Source organism: Flagellimonas alvinocaridis (assembly GCF_004916895.1).
Lineage (GTDB): Bacteria > Bacteroidota > Bacteroidia > Flavobacteriales > Flavobacteriaceae > Flagellimonas > Flagellimonas alvinocaridis.
Map to the genome: position 1 here is coordinate 28,108 of NZ_SNTZ01000013.1, position 15,161 is coordinate 43,268.

16 protein-coding genes are annotated in these 15,161 nt (G+C 46.1%); 9 read left to right on the forward strand and 7 right to left on the reverse strand.

Annotated elements, in window-relative coordinates; genetic code table 11:
- Positions 1 to 52: 52 nt before the first annotated feature.
- The 4 genes from EZV76_RS15010 to EZV76_RS15025 all read left to right on the forward strand — a co-directional run bounded on the left by EZV76_RS15010 (position 53) and on the right by EZV76_RS15025 (position 5,291).
- Complete coding sequence (locus tag EZV76_RS15010) at positions 53 to 2,194, forward strand: TonB-dependent receptor plug domain-containing protein (RefSeq protein WP_136567387.1); 2,142 nt, start codon at positions 53 to 55, stop codon at positions 2,192 to 2,194.
- 22 nt (positions 2,195 to 2,216) lie between these two features.
- The gene (locus tag EZV76_RS15015; RefSeq protein WP_136567388.1) at positions 2,217 to 3,635 is read left to right on the forward strand and encodes an HmuY family protein; all 1,419 of its coding nucleotides are present in this window, start codon (positions 2,217 to 2,219) and stop codon (positions 3,633 to 3,635) included.
- 354 nt (positions 3,636 to 3,989) lie between these two features.
- A complete protein-coding gene (locus tag EZV76_RS15020; RefSeq protein ID WP_136567389.1) occupies positions 3,990 to 4,730 on the forward strand; it encodes a hypothetical protein in 741 nt (246 codons plus the stop codon).
- Between the two features lie 150 nt (positions 4,731 to 4,880).
- The gene (locus EZV76_RS15025; RefSeq protein ID WP_136567390.1) at positions 4,881 to 5,291 is read left to right on the forward strand and encodes a hypothetical protein; all 411 of its coding nucleotides are present in this window, start codon (positions 4,881 to 4,883) and stop codon (positions 5,289 to 5,291) included.
- 45 nt (positions 5,292 to 5,336) lie between these two features.
- Here the strand turns inward: EZV76_RS15025 and EZV76_RS15030 are convergent, their stop codons facing one another.
- Positions 5,337 to 5,630 carry a hypothetical protein gene (locus EZV76_RS15030; protein ID WP_136567391.1) on the reverse strand — a complete coding sequence of 98 codons (294 nt, stop codon included), beginning with the start codon at positions 5,628 to 5,630 and terminating at the stop codon, positions 5,337 to 5,339.
- Between the two features lie 136 nt (positions 5,631 to 5,766).
- Between EZV76_RS15030 and EZV76_RS15035 the strand changes: the two genes are divergently transcribed.
- Together EZV76_RS15035 and EZV76_RS15040 are read left to right on the forward strand one after the other, a co-directional pair.
- Positions 5,767 to 5,973: a helix-turn-helix transcriptional regulator gene (locus tag EZV76_RS15035; RefSeq protein WP_136567392.1), complete on the forward strand. Its 207-nt coding sequence runs from the start codon at positions 5,767 to 5,769 to the stop codon at positions 5,971 to 5,973.
- A gap of 90 nt (positions 5,974 to 6,063) precedes the next feature.
- On the forward strand, positions 6,064 to 6,963 hold the full coding sequence (locus EZV76_RS15040) for a leucine-rich repeat domain-containing protein (protein WP_136567393.1): 900 nt from the start codon (positions 6,064 to 6,066) through the stop codon (positions 6,961 to 6,963).
- Between the two features lie 166 nt (positions 6,964 to 7,129).
- On the opposite strand, the gene hemL is transcribed toward EZV76_RS15040, so the two are convergent.
- The 4 genes from hemL to EZV76_RS15060 form a co-directional block, all read right to left on the reverse strand.
- Positions 7,130 to 8,407, reverse strand: coding sequence for a glutamate-1-semialdehyde 2,1-aminomutase (gene hemL, locus EZV76_RS15045; protein WP_136567394.1), 1,278 nt, complete (start codon positions 8,405 to 8,407; stop codon positions 7,130 to 7,132).
- Positions 8,408 to 8,680: 273 nt separating this feature from the next.
- Positions 8,681 to 9,535 carry a glucosaminidase domain-containing protein gene (locus tag EZV76_RS15050; protein ID WP_136567395.1) on the reverse strand — a complete coding sequence of 285 codons (855 nt, stop codon included), beginning with the start codon at positions 9,533 to 9,535 and terminating at the stop codon, positions 8,681 to 8,683.
- Positions 9,532 to 10,437 carry a 1-aminocyclopropane-1-carboxylate deaminase/D-cysteine desulfhydrase gene (locus EZV76_RS15055; RefSeq protein WP_136567396.1) on the reverse strand — a complete coding sequence of 302 codons (906 nt, stop codon included), beginning with the start codon at positions 10,435 to 10,437 and terminating at the stop codon, positions 9,532 to 9,534. Before EZV76_RS15055 ends, EZV76_RS15050 begins: the two co-directional genes overlap by 4 nt.
- 9 nt (positions 10,438 to 10,446) lie before the next feature.
- Positions 10,447 to 10,776: a hypothetical protein gene (locus EZV76_RS15060; protein ID WP_116216163.1), complete on the reverse strand. Its 330-nt coding sequence runs from the start codon at positions 10,774 to 10,776 to the stop codon at positions 10,447 to 10,449.
- Positions 10,777 to 10,949: 173 nt separating this feature from the next.
- Between EZV76_RS15060 and EZV76_RS15065 the strand changes: the two genes are divergently transcribed.
- The 3 genes from EZV76_RS15065 (at position 10,950) to EZV76_RS15075 (ending at position 13,606) form a co-directional block, all read left to right on the forward strand.
- Positions 10,950 to 11,111, forward strand: a complete 162-nt coding sequence (locus EZV76_RS15065) for a C1orf53 family protein (RefSeq protein WP_161594429.1) — start codon at positions 10,950 to 10,952, stop codon at positions 11,109 to 11,111.
- A gap of 63 nt (positions 11,112 to 11,174) precedes the next feature.
- Positions 11,175 to 11,747 (forward strand): DUF4136 domain-containing protein, encoded by a 573-nt coding sequence (locus tag EZV76_RS15070; protein ID WP_116216164.1) that lies wholly within the window; start codon positions 11,175 to 11,177, stop codon positions 11,745 to 11,747.
- Between the two features lie 101 nt (positions 11,748 to 11,848).
- Positions 11,849 to 13,606, forward strand: a complete 1,758-nt coding sequence (locus EZV76_RS15075) for an aromatic amino acid hydroxylase (protein ID WP_136567398.1) — start codon at positions 11,849 to 11,851, stop codon at positions 13,604 to 13,606.
- Here the strand turns inward: EZV76_RS15075 and EZV76_RS15080 are convergent.
- Positions 13,574 to 14,200, reverse strand: coding sequence for a DUF4230 domain-containing protein (locus tag EZV76_RS15080; RefSeq protein ID WP_136567399.1), 627 nt, complete (start codon positions 14,198 to 14,200; stop codon positions 13,574 to 13,576). The genes EZV76_RS15075 and EZV76_RS15080 overlap by 33 nt on opposite strands.
- A complete protein-coding gene (locus EZV76_RS15085; protein WP_136567400.1) occupies positions 14,201 to 15,160 on the reverse strand; it encodes a GSCFA domain-containing protein in 960 nt (319 codons plus the stop codon). It abuts the gene before it with no gap.
- Position 15,161 lies beyond the last annotated feature (1 nt).

The following is a 15,161-nucleotide window of genomic DNA, read 5'->3' on the forward strand; positions in this document are numbered from 1 at the left end:
TTATTTAGATTCAATAAAAATAAAATATATATTTGCGACAAATTTAAATATAATGAGTCTAAATAAAAATAGGTTGTTCATTTATTTTTCATTTTTCTTCAGCGTGGGAATCTTGGCCCAAGAACCCGCTTCCGTGGAAAAAGACTCAATGGCCATGCAAAACCTCAATGAAGTCGTGGTCACCGGACAGATCAATAAGCAAAGTGTGGACAAATCTGTTTTTGAGGTCAAAGTGATCCCTCGGGAAACCTTGGACCGCTTGGCAGGCAATACCTTGGCCGATGTACTCAACCAATCCCTCAACATCAGCATACAGCCCAACCCCTCCTCTGGAAAGAGCAGTGTGGAACTGTTTGGGTTGGACGGGCAGTACTTTAAAATTTTGGTGGACAATATCCCGCTGATCAATGACGAGGGACTGGGCAACAACACGGACCTTACCCAAATCAATCTGGATGACATTGAACAGGTTGAAATCGTGGAAGGGTCCATGGGCGTCCAATATGGCTCCAACGCCGTTTCGGGCATCATCAACATCATCACCAGAAAAGATTCCGACTACCAGTGGGAGATCACTCCGTATGTACAGGAAGAGACCATTGGCAATGAATATGGCTTTTTTGATCAAGGCAGGCACATTCAATCCTTAAAAGTGGGGCATCGGTTCTCGGACCAATGGTATGTGAACGGCAATGTGACCCACAATGATTTTACCGGGCACCAGAACAACCGAGAGGGAGAGTTCCATGCCCTGAATGATGGCCGAAGGGGGTACGAATGGCTCCCCAAACTCCAATACTCAGGCAAGGGACTGGTAAGTTATACGGGGGACAATTTCCGTTCCTTCTATCGGATGGAGTACTTCAACGAACAGGTAGATCGCTATGATTCCGTGGTGCGGGAAAACTTCAACCCCTCTACCCAGACCAGCAACCCCACGGCTTCCGACGATATTTTTACGTCCCGACGGTTCTTTAACCACCTCAATGTTGCCGGGCAACTCTTCCAAAAAGTAAACTACGATATCTCCGCCTCCTACCAACAACAAAAACGGGATGTGGAACAATTTACCTATCGCATCAACAGCCGCGAAAAGTTTGATGTGGAATCGCAAGAATACGAATCCCGGAAAGGGTTCTACTCCCGCGGTACGTTCAGCAATTTCTTCACCTCCGAAAAAACAAGCCTTCAACTGGGGTACGAACTGAGCAACATCAACGGGTATTCCTCTTCGGCCGCCATTGCTTTCAGTGGCAACAACATTGCACGCAGGTTGGAGTCCTATGATGCCTTTGCCACTGCCGAGTTTGCCTTGGGGGAGCGCTTTTCGTTCCGACCGGGCACACGGGCCATGTTCTCGTCCCAGTTCAAGACCCAAATGGCCCATTCGTTGAGTGCCAAATATGCCTTTCACAACGGATATCAGCTTCGGGCCGTGGTGGGAACATCGCCCCGTAACCCCAACTTTGATGAACTCTTCACTTATTTTGTGGATGTCAACCACGATGTACAGGGCAATATCAACCTGGAACCGGAACGTGGGGTCTCCACCTTCCTGCACCTCAAAAAGAACTTTTTCCAAAAAGACCTAAAATGGCGCCTGAGTTCCAAGATCTCGGCCTGGTACCTTACCGTGGACGACCGTATAGAGCTCACCATCGTCAATGAGACTCCCCTGGCCTTCCAGTACAACAATATAGATGAATACCGCAACTGGGGTACTTCCTTTACCAACAAATTGGTCCATGGCGATTTTCAATTTGACCTGGGCCTTTCCCTCTCCGGCGAAAGCAAGGTGTTGAACAGCGAGGACTCCTTCAATGACGATTACCTCTACGCCCTGCAAGTGAGTTCCAACGTGGGCTATCAAATCCCCAAGATCAACACCACTTTCTCCCTGTTCTTCAAATACAATGGGCCCGAGTACCAGTTTGTATTGGACCCCGAACAGGACGACCCCACCTTTATGCGCTCCAAGCGGGAGGGCTATGGGTGGATGGACGCCTCCATCAAAAAAACCTTTATGGAAGACAAGCTCCAACTGACCCTTGGCGCCCGAAATCTACTGGACATCACCCGCATCAACACCTCATCGGTGTCCGGAGGGGGCACGCATGCCACCGCCAATACGGGGCTGCTGTTGGGCTATGGCCGGTCCTATTTTGTAAAGCTTTTATACAACCTTAAAATTTAATCTTAATCCAAAACCAATTTTTATGAAAAATCATTTTCTATATGTAGCCGCATTGGCCGTAACGCTCTTCGGCACAAGTTGTAGCAGCGATGACGGTGGAGACTCCACCCCTGCGGAATTTGTGGTCGCCTTTCAAAACCCGTCCCTGAGCTTTGATACGGTGGACAGCGAAAAGCAGATCAACCTTGTATTTTCTACCACGGCCCCCGAGGATGGGTCCGTTACCATTTCGTTCACCACCGAGAATACGGAATACGATACCGATTTCACCACCGAACCCGCCGCGGCTTCCGGCCAACTGACCGTTGATTTTACGGGCGGCGCCACAGGAACGGCATTTACCTTCAACAAGTTGCAGGATGCCATTGAAGGCACCACCAAGGCCGTGAACTTTACCATATCCGCCGTAAGTGTTGCCGATGCCAAGATACAGGGAAACACCCAATTGGCCGTGAGCTTTACCGAAACGGCGGCCCCATCCGGGAGTGTATCCCCCGAAGTGGGCGGTCCCAATGAGGACAACCAAGTGTATGTGGACCTGAGCTCCCTGACCCAGACCAGTGCCAAACGCGATAGCTGGGACCTTGGGTTTTATAGCGGAAGTGACTTTAGGGTAGCCATCAACGGTTCCATTTATATGGCCGTGGCCGCTTTGGAGAGCACCGATATCGATGCCGTTACCGAAGCCGATGTGGAGACCCTTCAGCCCCAAGTGGCCGTAGGTACTTTTGATGCCGCCAATACCGTCTATGTGGATGATGTTACCGGCAGCTTGGACGGAACCGCCATTGCCGCCATTTCGGAAACCGATGCCGATAACCCCGTATACTTGGTAAACCTCGGCTTTGCCGTGGGCACCACAGAACCAGAGGTCGGTAGCGAAGCCGTCAAAGGTGACGCCAGGGGATGGAAGAAAATACGCATCCTGCGCAGTGGGGAGGACTACATACTGCAATATGCCGATTTGGATGCCACTACTCATGAAGAGATGACCATTTCAAAAGCTGCGGGACATCACTTTACCTTCTTTAGTTTTGATACCGAAGAGGTGGTGGACGTACAGCCGCAAGCGGACCGTTGGGACATCAACTTTACCGTGTTCACCAATGAGATTGAAGGTTTTGGTTCTTACGGCTATGCCGATTTTATCACCACCAATAGCTTAAGCGGCGCATTGGCGTACCCAGTGGAAACCGCCACAATAGCCTATGCCGATTTTGCCTTGGCCGATGTGGACGAGGCCTCTTTTGAGGACGACCAACGCGGTATTGGCAGCCAATGGAGAAACGGTGGAGGGCCCGGCACCCTGCCCTCTTTGAAGAACGATGTGTTCTTTGTGCTCAAGGATACCGACGGCAATCTGTACAAGATCAGGTTCACGGCGCTGACCAACGAAAGCGGCGTACGGGGCTACCCGGCCTTTGAGTTTGAACTCTTGTAGCCGAACGATTTTTATTTGGATGCTCTGGGCTGGACCGTTGCCCCCTTTTGTTATCGTTTTCGAATGTAACGGTTTAGTTTTTGAGTTAGTTTGTGTGAAGGCCGGGGCAGGTAATCTGTCTCGGCTTTTGTTTTGGTGTTGCAGGAAAACCCTAGTTTTTTTAAGGTTTTGGTGCAATGCTAATTGACTGAAATACTGTATTTTGATGACTTAAACTTCCCCTCCCACAAGTCTTAGCGGAACATGCTTTATTTAAAATAAAGATGACTGACCATGATTGGTTACCTACCCATTTGGGATGTATAGGAATGCATTTTATGCTGATATAAACAAGTTGTGCATAATTAAAACTGAATGAATAAAACAGAATTTCTGAAAATAGCTGGGCAATACAGAAGTCAAAAGCAAAAACTTATAAATGATACTTTTTTATGGGTTTCAGTTTCAATTATCGCTATGGAGACTATAGCTGAATCAGATGATTTCCTTAACATTAAAAAATTTGAAGTTCCTTCTCGAGTTAAAGGAAAAACTGTAAAAAGAAAACCCGAAGATTTAAAGAAGATAATAGGTTTGGCTGTTAATACGGATTTGTATCAATCAACATTTATATACATTGTAGCCCAATTTGAAGCATTTCTATCCGATATTATAAGCTTATGTCTAAAATATGACCAAAGAAAATTAAGAATGAATGTTTCTGGTGGTGCGAGTAATAAAAAAGTTGATATATCAGAAGTATTAAATTGTAAAACACAGGATAATATCATTGACCTAATAATTGACAAACAACTTGGAGACCTTTTTTACGCTGGACCAAAAAAACAAAGAGAATACATTGAAAAGGTCCTGAGTGTTGAACTTGAGGAAGTACAATGGCTTAATTGGTTTGAATATAAGGCTACTAGAGATTTATTAGTACATAATAGTGGGAAAATTAACTCAATATATCTTGAAAAAACCGGAGAAAAAGCTAGGGGAAAGTTAAACGAAAAAATTGAATTAAATAAAGAATATTTTGATGACGCATTGTCAAATATAAAATCGATGATTGGTAGAATTGACAAAGGAATTAGAAAATCAGTGAAAGATTAATAACTATGCACAACAATGGCTATAAGTAATGGCGCCGTTCTCGCCTACTTATGAAAATCCTCGCGGATTTTCAGCTTGGTGTGTACTTGCAAAGTTGAGTGCTAAACCACGCAGCTATTCATAGCCGAGCCGTTGTGGTGCATTAAGAAAATGGACGAGAAAATAGGAGCATATAAATCACCTGGAAAAATTCATGGATTTGACTTCATATTTGAAGGAGAAATCAGATTTGGACCGACTTACTATAAACTGAAGTTGGACGGGGAGTTGATTAAGGACAGAGTTTTTGGATTTGAATTTAAATGGCATCCTGAATCAAAATATTTGGCGTTACAAGAATGGCTGACAACTGACTACCAAAAAGGACCTATTACGGCTTTGACGATTGTTGATTTGAAAACAAGGAAGTTTGCAAAAATCTCAAAAGCCGAAAAAGGATTTATAAAACCACTAAAATTTCAAAACGAATTGATAATTTTTGAAAAAGAGTATTTGGCATCAGGAAAAACGGTTGAATATGAAATCAACTATGAACAAATAAAGAATTGGGAAAAAGAATAAAAAAAACACCACAACAATGGCCGTAAGTAATGGCACCATTCTCTCCTACCCCTCCAAACACCCCAACAACTTTTTATAACACTCTTCCGCCACGGGCAACAAGGCTTCCCCTAAATAGGTAGTAGGGTACTGCGGTGCCTCGTCCAAAAAGGTGCCATACACTTCTGCAAAATCATCCATTTGGTGGGGCGGTACTTCCATGAGTCGGGCTACGATAGTGATCAGGTCCAAAGCGTACAATCCGCCATCGTCCAAACCCATATGGCGAAGGGTTTCGGTAAGTTGGCTATGTTTTAAATCTTGTTGGATCAGGAGAATGATGTGGGACTTGTCAAACATATTGATTAAAATTTTTGATGTTTAAATGTAAAACAAAATTACATTAATGCAAATTATATTTACATTTTAAATTACATTTATGAAATGAAGGTTTTCACAAGTGCAAAGCATAATTGCATTTTGTACATTTGGTTGGATGAATGAGAAGTTCAACAGAATCAAAGAAATCTTGGTCAGGCAAGGTGTTAGCCAAAAAGACTTGGCATTACAACTTGACAAGAATGAACATACCGTCTCCAACTGGTGTATCAACAAATCTCAACCTCATTTGAAAGATCTATTTAAAATCGCTGAGATTTTAGACGTGGACGTCCGGGAACTGTTGGTGCCTTCCAAAGAGTAATCCCAAAAGTTAATAAAATGCTAAAGCCTACCTATGCTGTAACGCATGGGGCAAAATCCCGTCTTGTAGGCAATCATCAAAAACCTAAACATGAAAAAAGCCTACGCTATCGTAGCACTCTCTTTATTTTTCCTTGCCGCATGCTCCAAAAGCGATGAGCAACCCAATCCCAACGAAGACGCCTACCTGCACATTCCGGACCCCCATTTTGAGACCGTTCTGGTGGAACAGGGTATAGACACGGACGGCACCGTGGACCAACAAATGCTGCGCACCGATGCGGAAAAGCTAACCTATTTGGACCTCAGCCCTTCGGGCAAGTTTGGCGATATTGCCGACCTGACCGGTATTGAGGGTTTTGTAAACTTGAAATTCCTGGCCGCTAGCGGGCAAAAATTGGAGGAGATCGATTTAAGCGCCAACACCCAGTTGGACACCTTGTACCTGCAGGCCAATTACCTTACCCATATTGATCTGGCCAACAACCCCAACCTCTTGTTGGTGAACGCGGAGTCCAACGAACTGACTTCCATTGAAGGCCTGTCCGAGGCCACCCAATTGAAAAAATTGTACCTGTCCTTTAACAACGTGGAAAATCTGCAGTTGGACAATCCTGCTCTGGAGTTGTTGCATATGGGCCAGAACCTGTTAACATCCATTGATATCAGCGGGGCGGTGAACCTGAAGAACATCTTCTTGATCAGCAATGCACTCACCACGGTGGACCTGAGCCAGAACACTTTGGTGGAGACTATTTTACTTTCGGACAATGCGATCCAAAACATTGACCTTTCGCACAACAGCAACCTGACGCATCTCTATATTTCGAGCAATGTGCTGACCAGTCTCGATGTGAGCAACAACCAAGAACTTATCGATCTGCGTGCCGATAGGAATCCGACCTTGAGCTGCATCAAAATTGGATCCGGGCAGGAGATTCCCACCGTATCAAAATCGGATTACCAGGAACTGAACACTGTTTGTGAGTAGGGGATTTAGATTTCTCAGTCGCTGCGCTTCTTCGAAATGACGTAACCCTTTTCGTGGTCATTTCGAACCGAACTGAAAGGAGCGTGAGAAATCTCAAACTATTATCAAATACAAAACCTCCAATAGATTTCTCAATCGTCACTGTGTTCCTCATTTCGAAATGACACTAAAACACTTTTCGGACCGCCTCAATGGTCCTGTCCAGATCGTCGTAGCTGAGGGCATCGTTCAAAAAGTAGCTTTCAAAGGCAGAGGGCGGTAAGTATACCCCGTTCTCCAACATGCCGTGGAAGTATTTCTTAAAGGTATCGTTGTTCCCTTTGGCCGAGGAGGCAAAATCCACCACCGGTTCGTCCGTAAAGTGTACGGAGATCATGCTTCCATAGCGGTTGATCTGGTGTACCACCCCTTTTTCGGTAAGTACCTCGGCAATGCCCTTGTGCAGGTGTTCGGTTTTTTCCGCCAAGCTGGTAAACACCTCAGGGCGATTGTTGAGTTCGGTGAGCATGGCCAGTCCGGCACTCATGGCCAAGGGGTTTCCACTGAGGGTCCCTGCCTGGTACACCGGCCCTTCGGGGGCCAAATGTGCCATGATTTCGGCACGTGCGGCAAAAGCCCCAACGGGCAGTCCGCCCCCGATCACCTTTCCGAACATCACCATATCGGCATCCACGCCCAAGGCTTCCTGTGCACCGCCTTTTCCCAAACGGAAACCGGTCATCACCTCATCGAACAGCAATAAAATGCCTTCCTCGGTGCAGAGTTTTCGCAACCCATGAATAAATTCATCGGTGGGGATGATACAGCCCATGTTCCCGGCAACGGGTTCCAGAATAATGGCGGCTATCTCGCCTTTATTGGCCTCCGTCAACGCCTTTACACTGGCCAAATCGTTATAGGTGGCCAAAAGGGTGTCCTTGGCCGTACCTTGGGTGACCCCGGGACTGTTGGGGCTCCCGAACGTAACGGCACCACTCCCTGCCTGGATCAGAAACGAGTCGGAATGGCCGTGGTAGCAGCCTGCAAACTTGATGATCTTGTCCTTGCCCGTGTACCCGCGCGCAAGGCGAACGGCACTCATACAGGCTTCGGTACCACTGTTCACAAAACGGATTTTGTCAATGTTGGGCACCATGGAAACGGCCAGTTGGGCCAGTTCGGTCTCAATTTCGGTGGGCATCCCAAAGGAAGTGCCCTTTTTGGCCTTTTCCACCACGGCATTGATCACGGGTTCAAAGGCGTGGCCCAAAATCAGCGGGCCCCAAGAGGCAATGTAATCGATAAGCTGGTTGCCGTCCACATCATAGAGGTAGGCGCCTTTGGCTTCCTTTACAAAAATAGGGTCGCCACCCACCGCTTTAAACGCCCGTACGGGTGAATTGACCCCTCCGGGGATGTATTTTTTCGCCTCGGCAAACAAGGCACTGCTTCGTTGGTAGATCATAAATTCAAATATCCATGTCATTCCCGTGAATGCGGGAATCTTTTTAATCCATAATTGTCAGTTCGAGCGCAGTCGAGAACAACATCAATAAGCACCCCTCGACTGCACTCGGGATGACAGAAACGTGCTATTCGAACAGCTCCTCGCAAAGGTAAGTAACCTCATACTTTCATGGAAATTGAAAATATCAGTTCGAGCGCAGTCGAGAACGACAATCAATAAGCATCCCTCGACTGCGCTCGGGATGACAGCTCGATATAACAAGGAAAATTTTTATTTTGATTTTTCTTTTCGGATGTTCAATACCTGCCCAATGGAAATGATATTGTCATTGAGATTGTTGAGCCTTCTTATCTCATCCACGGAGATGGCATATTTTCTGGAAATGGCATACAGGGTCTCTCCCTTTTCCACCACATGGGTAAGTACTTCAAAGCTTTTGGGTTCCCGTACCACTTCCAGCCCTCCTCGAACCACATCCTCATCATATTGGTGCAGATCGTACCGCTCGATCAAAGCGATGAGCTTTTGGGGATACGCACGGTCCGTGGCATAACCCGCCTGACGGAGGCCGTGGGCCCATTTTTTATAGTCGTCCTTCCTGTAATTGAACAAAAAGGCATATCGGGAACGGGACGAAAGGAAAATACTATGGTCCCGGAACGAAAACATGGGGTGGTTGTATTTTCTAAAACATTCCCCTTTGGCGTCATCGTCATGAAAATCGTATTCGCCCTGCCATCCGGTATGGCATTTGATCCCAAAGTGGTTGTTGGTCTTTTTGGTCAGCTCCCCTCTTCCAGAGCCACTCTCCAAAATACCTTGGGCCAAGGTGATACTGGCCGGAATGCCAAAGGCACGCATTTCGTACTGGGCAATTTCGGCAAAGGTCTTGATATATTCCTCGGTATTTGTGATGGGAAAATGCTCAAACCTTCCTGGATCCGCAGGCATGGGATACAGATCGGAACCTTCCGCGTTTTCATCCACAGCGACAGGCCTTTCATCCTTGTTTTCGGTATTCCTGACAATGGGAGCCCCCTTTTTATGGGTCGAGGTCCGTTTTTTGGCACCACAAGAAGTCAACAGCAGTGCCACAACAAGTACATATCCAATTCGCCTGATCATATATCCAATAAGGGTAAATTTTTCTTTTTCAGCACAGTGTTCATTCCCGCTATCCCTTGCAGACCCCCCGTATGAATGGCCAAAATTTGGGTTCCCTTTGGGAAAAAATCCTGTTTTGCCAGTTCAAAAATACCAAAAAGCAATTTACCTGTGTAGATGGGATCCAACGGAACCCCAGTTTCTTCTTTAAAGGTATTAATGAAATGAATCAATTCTTCACTCACTTTGGCATATCCCCCAAAATGAAAATCGGTCATCAATTTCCATTGATCGTTCCGTACAAATGTATGAATATCCTGTTTCAAAAAATCACCCTTCAACGCGGGAAAGCCCAAAACGGTCTGGTGGGGTTTTGCCGAGTTGATGAGTCCGGCCAAGGTCCCTCCCGTTCCCACACTACTGCAGATATAGTCGAAGTTGGAATCGGCCTCCGTTACAATTTCCTCGCAACCTTTTACGGCAAGGGCATTGGTACCGCCTTCGGGCAGTAAGTAGAAATCACCAAATTCCTCTTTCAAAATCCGGAGAAAACCCGCTTCACTTTTTTGTCGATAATCGCTTCGCGATACAAAATGGAACTGCATGCCGTGGTCATGGGCCAAGCTCAGAGTGGGATTGTCCTGCCACTTATCCTGCAATTCCTCGCCCCTGATTACGCCAATGGTCTTAAATCCCTGTTCATGTCCGGCACAGGCCACAGCGGCTATATGGTTGGAAAAAGCCCCACCAAAGGTGAGCAGGGTATGGTGTCCCAATTTTTGGGCTTCGAGCAGATTGTATTTCAGCTTTCGGTATTTGTTTCCGGAAATCTGCGGATGGATGGTGTCTTCCCTTTTGATATGGAGCGTCACGCCCTTTTCTCGAAACAAGGGCACATCAATATGCTGATTGGGAATGTTCAAAGTGAATGCTTATCGCGTCAGGTACTGCATAAAACCAAACCGTTTCCGCTTGGAAAGATACTCCATATCCCTTTCATTGGCATAGGCCTCCCGTTCAAAACTGATGTTCTGGTAGGCGCGGTAGCTATCCAAATATAGGACGGTGCGCAAAATCCATTCTGAAAAATAGAGGAAGTAAAAAGGTACAAGCAACAATTCCCGCTGCTGTCGGAGATGGATGCGTTCGTGGTTGATGAGCACATCATCGGTTCGCAGGGCACCTTCCTTCAGGATGATAAAAGGCCAGAGCGATAGTCCGACATAGTTTTTATAGAAGAAATGTTTAAAGATCAATATCACTTGAAAACGTTCAAGGGTTCCTCACAAATATAACAGCTTACGAAGAAGAAAAATGGACCTTATCGACAATACCATTAACATTTTCGGTGAATAACCTGTTTCGGAAATCTTAAAATCCTAGCGGTTTTGCCATGAAAGCCTTACTTTTAAGTAACGAATCGGTGTCATCGTGTATGAAAGAGCGTATTCCCTTGGAAGAGGGTGATTTTTACTTTTCAGATGAGGGATATAAGGTATTTACAGCCCAATACCACCTAAAAAGGGGGTATTGTTGTGAAAGTGGCTGCCGTCACTGTCCGTATGGCTATAGTACGAAAACGAACACAAGGCGCTGAAACCGGTTTTCGGCATAATCTTTGTGGTTTTTATCATAATCTCAACACTTCAAAAAAAGTACTATGAAAAATTTTAAACTATACATTTTGACTGCACTTTCGGTGGTTCTGTTGGCCTCCTGCAGTTCCGTTAGGGTGGTTTCCGACTACGACAAGCAAGCGGACTTCAATACGTACAGAAGCTATGCTTTTTACAAAACTGGGATTGACAAGGCCCAGATTTCAGACTTGGACAAGAAACGTATTTTACGGGCCATTGAGGCCGAATTGGGCTCCCGTGGTTTTGTCAAATCCGACAATCCAGACGTTTTGATCAGCATTTTCACCAAGGAACGGGAACGTGTGGACGTCTACAACAACAACTTTGGTTGGGGTTACGGCGCATTCTACAACCCATGGGTCTGGGGTCCCGGTTGGGGATGGGGCTGGAACAATAATAATGTGAGCACCCGAACCGAAGGCTCCCTATATATTGATGTCATTGACGCCAACAAAAAGGAACTGGTATGGCAAGGTCGCGGTGTGGGCACCTTGAACAATACCAAGGATATTGAGAAAAAGGAAGCGCGCATCAAAGAATTTGTGTCACAGATCCTACAGGAATATCCTCCCGCCACGGCAGTTGCCGTCAACTAAAAATATAAGCCGCCCAAAGGGCGGTTTTTTATTGCCCTTCCTCCAAATTTTCTGGTTTGCGATAACGATTTCGTATCTTTAGACAGCACAAAATTGCACCTATGAGTTACGAATCCAATCCTATACTGGACAAATTGCCCAAACACCTCAAGCAGTTCATAAAACCGCAAAATTATAGGGACTATACCGCTATTGACCAAGCAGTATGGCGTTATGTAATGCGCAAAAATGTGGACTATTTAAGTCGCGTGGCCCATAGTTCTTATGTGGATGGATTGAAAAAAACCGGGATTTCCATAGACCATATTCCCAATATGTACGGCATGAACCGAATCCTCAAGGAAATTGGTTGGGCCGCCGTGGCCGTGGATGGGTTTATTCCGCCATCGGCCTTTATGGAATTCCAAGCGTACAATGTGCTGGTCATTGCTTCGGACATCCGGCAATTGGAAAATATTGAATACACCCCGGCACCGGACATCATCCATGAGGGTGCGGGACACGCTCCTATCATTGCCAATCCCGAATACGCAGAGTACCTCCGCCGTTTTGGGGAAATAGGTTGCAAGGCCATTTCCAGCGCCAAGGATTATGAACTGTACAATGCGGTGCGGCACTTGAGCATCATCAAGGAAGCCCATTGCACCCCGGAAAAGGAAATCGAGGAAGCTGAAAAGCATATAGAACACCTTCAAAAAAACATGGGCAAGCCCAGTGAAATGGCTTTGATCCGGAATTTGCACTGGTGGACGGTGGAATACGGTCTCATTGGTACGGTGGACATGCCTAAAATTTATGGAGCGGGACTACTTTCCTCCATTGGCGAAAGTGCATGGTGCATGACGGACCAAGTAAAAAAAATACCCTATTCCATTGAGGCAGCGCATACCGAGTTCGATATCACCAAACCACAACCCCAATTGTTCGTTACGCCCGACTTTGCCTTTTTGAGTCAGGTTTTGGAGGATTTCGCCAACACCATGGCCTTGCGGAAGGGTGGACTATCGGGGGTTCAAAAATTGATTGAATCCCAAGCGTTGGGCACCATTGAACTGAGTACCGGGCTTCAGGTTTCGGGACAGTTCTATGATGTCCTCGAACAGGATGGCAAACCCATATACATCCAGACCAAAGGCGCAACGGCCCTGGCTTATCGCGAAAAAGAATTGGTAGGGCACAGCACGGCGCAACATCCTGACGGTTTTGGCATGCCCGTGGGCAAACTGAAAGGCATCAACATCGCCATTGAGGATATGGGACCCCGCGATCTTAAAGCCTACAAAATCTACGAAGGCGAAGAAGTATCTTTGGAGTTTGAAGGCGGGGTAAAAGTTGAAGGGACCATCATCACCGGGACCCGAAACCTCAGAGGAAAGATTCTCTTGGTGACCTTTGAGAACTGTACCGTGACCCATAATGGCAAATTGCTGTTCGCTCCGGAATGGGGCCTTTACCATATGGCCGTGGGGCAGCACGTGGTCTCCGCTTTTAACGGTCCGGCCGATTTGGGCAGTTTTGACCTCATTACCCATGAGATCACCGAAACCACCATCAAACCCAAGAAAAGTCCCGAGCGTCAACAACTGGAACTCTACTACCAACAAATCCGGGAGTTCAGGGAAGGAAAAAATACGACCATCTCCCGTAACAAGGTGTTTCAGGAACTCAAGGAAAACCATCCCCATGATTGGTTGTTGCCCGTTGAGCTGTACGAATTGGCCAAAAAAGGGAACAATATTGGGTTTCAGGAAGAAATACTATCCCATTTGGAGGACATCAAACGGAACAATCCCAAAGTGGGGCATTTGATTGATGACGGTATTCGCTTAATCGACCACAGTTTTTTGAAGGTCGATTAGTTTTTCGGGAGAATCAACACTTTCATCGCCATAGACCAAGGTCCATCCCAGTGAGTTGGTGAGCACATAGATTCGGGAAAGTTCGCTCAACAGTCGGTTTTCGGCATTTTTTCGCAATGAGGAAGCTTCCACCTTTTTGGAAAGGGACACATTCACATTTCGTTTGATGGCGTTATAATCTTGCGCATTGAATGGATTGAAGTAATCCGCCGTGACATCGTAGTACTCAAAATCCGGATTGATCTTTACTTCTGGTTGAGGAATCTCCGTAATGCGAATGGTCTTGTTGGCCTCATCCATTTCATACCCAATCTTGGACAGGTCATAGCCTATGGTCACCTCAGCATTTACCACCACCAAAGCTTTTTTATTCGACGTGACCAAGGAACCGAACAATTCCCTGGAATCCTTATAGTTGTAGACTTCCACAAAGTGGCCTTCGGTCACAATGAGTTTGGAGACATTTTTCAGTTCCTGTTGGATGAGCATGGAATTCTCCTGCAATACCGTTTTCCGTTCCCGTTCATCGGCACAGGATTTGTAGATCAATACGGAGGCCAGTGCAATGACAGCTCCTATAAGTATTTTCTTCATCTATTCGAATTTCATGAAAGGATACCTTTCTTGAAGATACGTAATTTTTGTGCGAAGCGATTTCCTGAACGTTTGATGGGCCTCGGAATCGGGATTGAAAGGACGGTGTAGCAGCCCTTTTTGCACACCATCGACCTCATCCATCACCGGATAACAATCGGGGGAAATCCATACAGACTTGAACTTTTCCCAAATATACTCCACCGCCAATGCATTGGGATGTACCAAATCCTCTCCATAAAAACGGTAGTCACGCAACTCGTCCATCATGATTTCATAGGCCGGAAAGTAGGACACACCTCTCGACTGCGCTCGAGATGACAACAGTGACCATAACGCGGAAATAAGGTGTGCCTTGCTCTGTTGATTTTCCACAAAACCATCTTTCAGGTGCCTAACTGGCGACACTGTAAAAATGATATTCGCCTTTGGATTCACTTGATTGACCAAATCCATCAAACGGTTCAGACTTGATTGTATTTCCTCAGGGGAAAGCAATCTTTTTTTAAACTCCTTTTGGGGTACTTTATGACAATTCGCCACAGTCTTGCCCAATGATTGATGTCCATATACCCAAGCCGTTCCCAAAGTGATGACTACATGGGTGGCATTTTCCAGCTCCGATTTGGTTTCCCGCAACCTTTGGTTGAGATGGTTAAGCAGACCCTCCTTGGAAAGTGCATTCAAATCGGAATGGGCATCAAAGCAATGCCAAATCCCGTTTTGTTCAAACACCTCATCCACATGATAGGTTTTACCTGACAGGGCCCGTTCCACCAAATTCTCCAGTGCAAGCGGGTGAAATAGAATTCCGAATGGGTTTTGCAGTTGTTGGAATTTGAAGTAATCCAGCTTGCCCCCCATATTTTCCACAAAACAAGACCCTAAAAGCAGTATTTTACTCGAATAATCGATAGGGTGTTCTGCTTTTTGAAGTGGAACAATGGTCTGTAACTTCATG

Bases quoted from the DNA above. Each gene is read 5' to 3' on its own strand.
- EZV76_RS15085 (WP_136567400.1), bottom strand. From the start codon at position 15,160: ATGAAGTTACAGACCATTGTTCCACTTCAAAAAGCAGAACACCCTATC.
- EZV76_RS15035 (WP_136567392.1), top strand. From the start codon at position 5,767: ATGAATGAGAAGTTCAACAGAATCAAAGAAATCTTGGTCAGGCAAGGT.
- hemL (WP_136567394.1), bottom strand. From the start codon at position 8,407: ATGATCTACCAACGAAGCAGTGCCTTGTTTGCCGAGGCGAAAAAATAC.
- EZV76_RS15050 (WP_136567395.1), bottom strand. From the start codon at position 9,535: ATGATCAGGCGAATTGGATATGTACTTGTTGTGGCACTGCTGTTGACT.
- EZV76_RS15080 (WP_136567399.1), bottom strand. From the start codon at position 14,200: ATGAAGAAAATACTTATAGGAGCTGTCATTGCACTGGCCTCCGTATTG.
- EZV76_RS15040 (WP_136567393.1), top strand. From the start codon at position 6,064: ATGAAAAAAGCCTACGCTATCGTAGCACTCTCTTTATTTTTCCTTGCC.
- EZV76_RS15015 (WP_136567388.1), top strand. From the start codon at position 2,217: ATGAAAAATCATTTTCTATATGTAGCCGCATTGGCCGTAACGCTCTTC.
- EZV76_RS15010 (WP_136567387.1), top strand. From the start codon at position 53: ATGAGTCTAAATAAAAATAGGTTGTTCATTTATTTTTCATTTTTCTTC.
- EZV76_RS15020 (WP_136567389.1), top strand. From the start codon at position 3,990: ATGAATAAAACAGAATTTCTGAAAATAGCTGGGCAATACAGAAGTCAA.
- EZV76_RS15025 (WP_136567390.1), top strand. From the start codon at position 4,881: ATGGACGAGAAAATAGGAGCATATAAATCACCTGGAAAAATTCATGGA.
- EZV76_RS15075 (WP_136567398.1), top strand. From the start codon at position 11,849: ATGAGTTACGAATCCAATCCTATACTGGACAAATTGCCCAAACACCTC.
- EZV76_RS15065 (WP_161594429.1), top strand. From the start codon at position 10,950: ATGAAAGAGCGTATTCCCTTGGAAGAGGGTGATTTTTACTTTTCAGAT.
- EZV76_RS15030 (WP_136567391.1), bottom strand. From the start codon at position 5,630: ATGTTTGACAAGTCCCACATCATTCTCCTGATCCAACAAGATTTAAAA.
- EZV76_RS15070 (WP_116216164.1), top strand. From the start codon at position 11,175: ATGAAAAATTTTAAACTATACATTTTGACTGCACTTTCGGTGGTTCTG.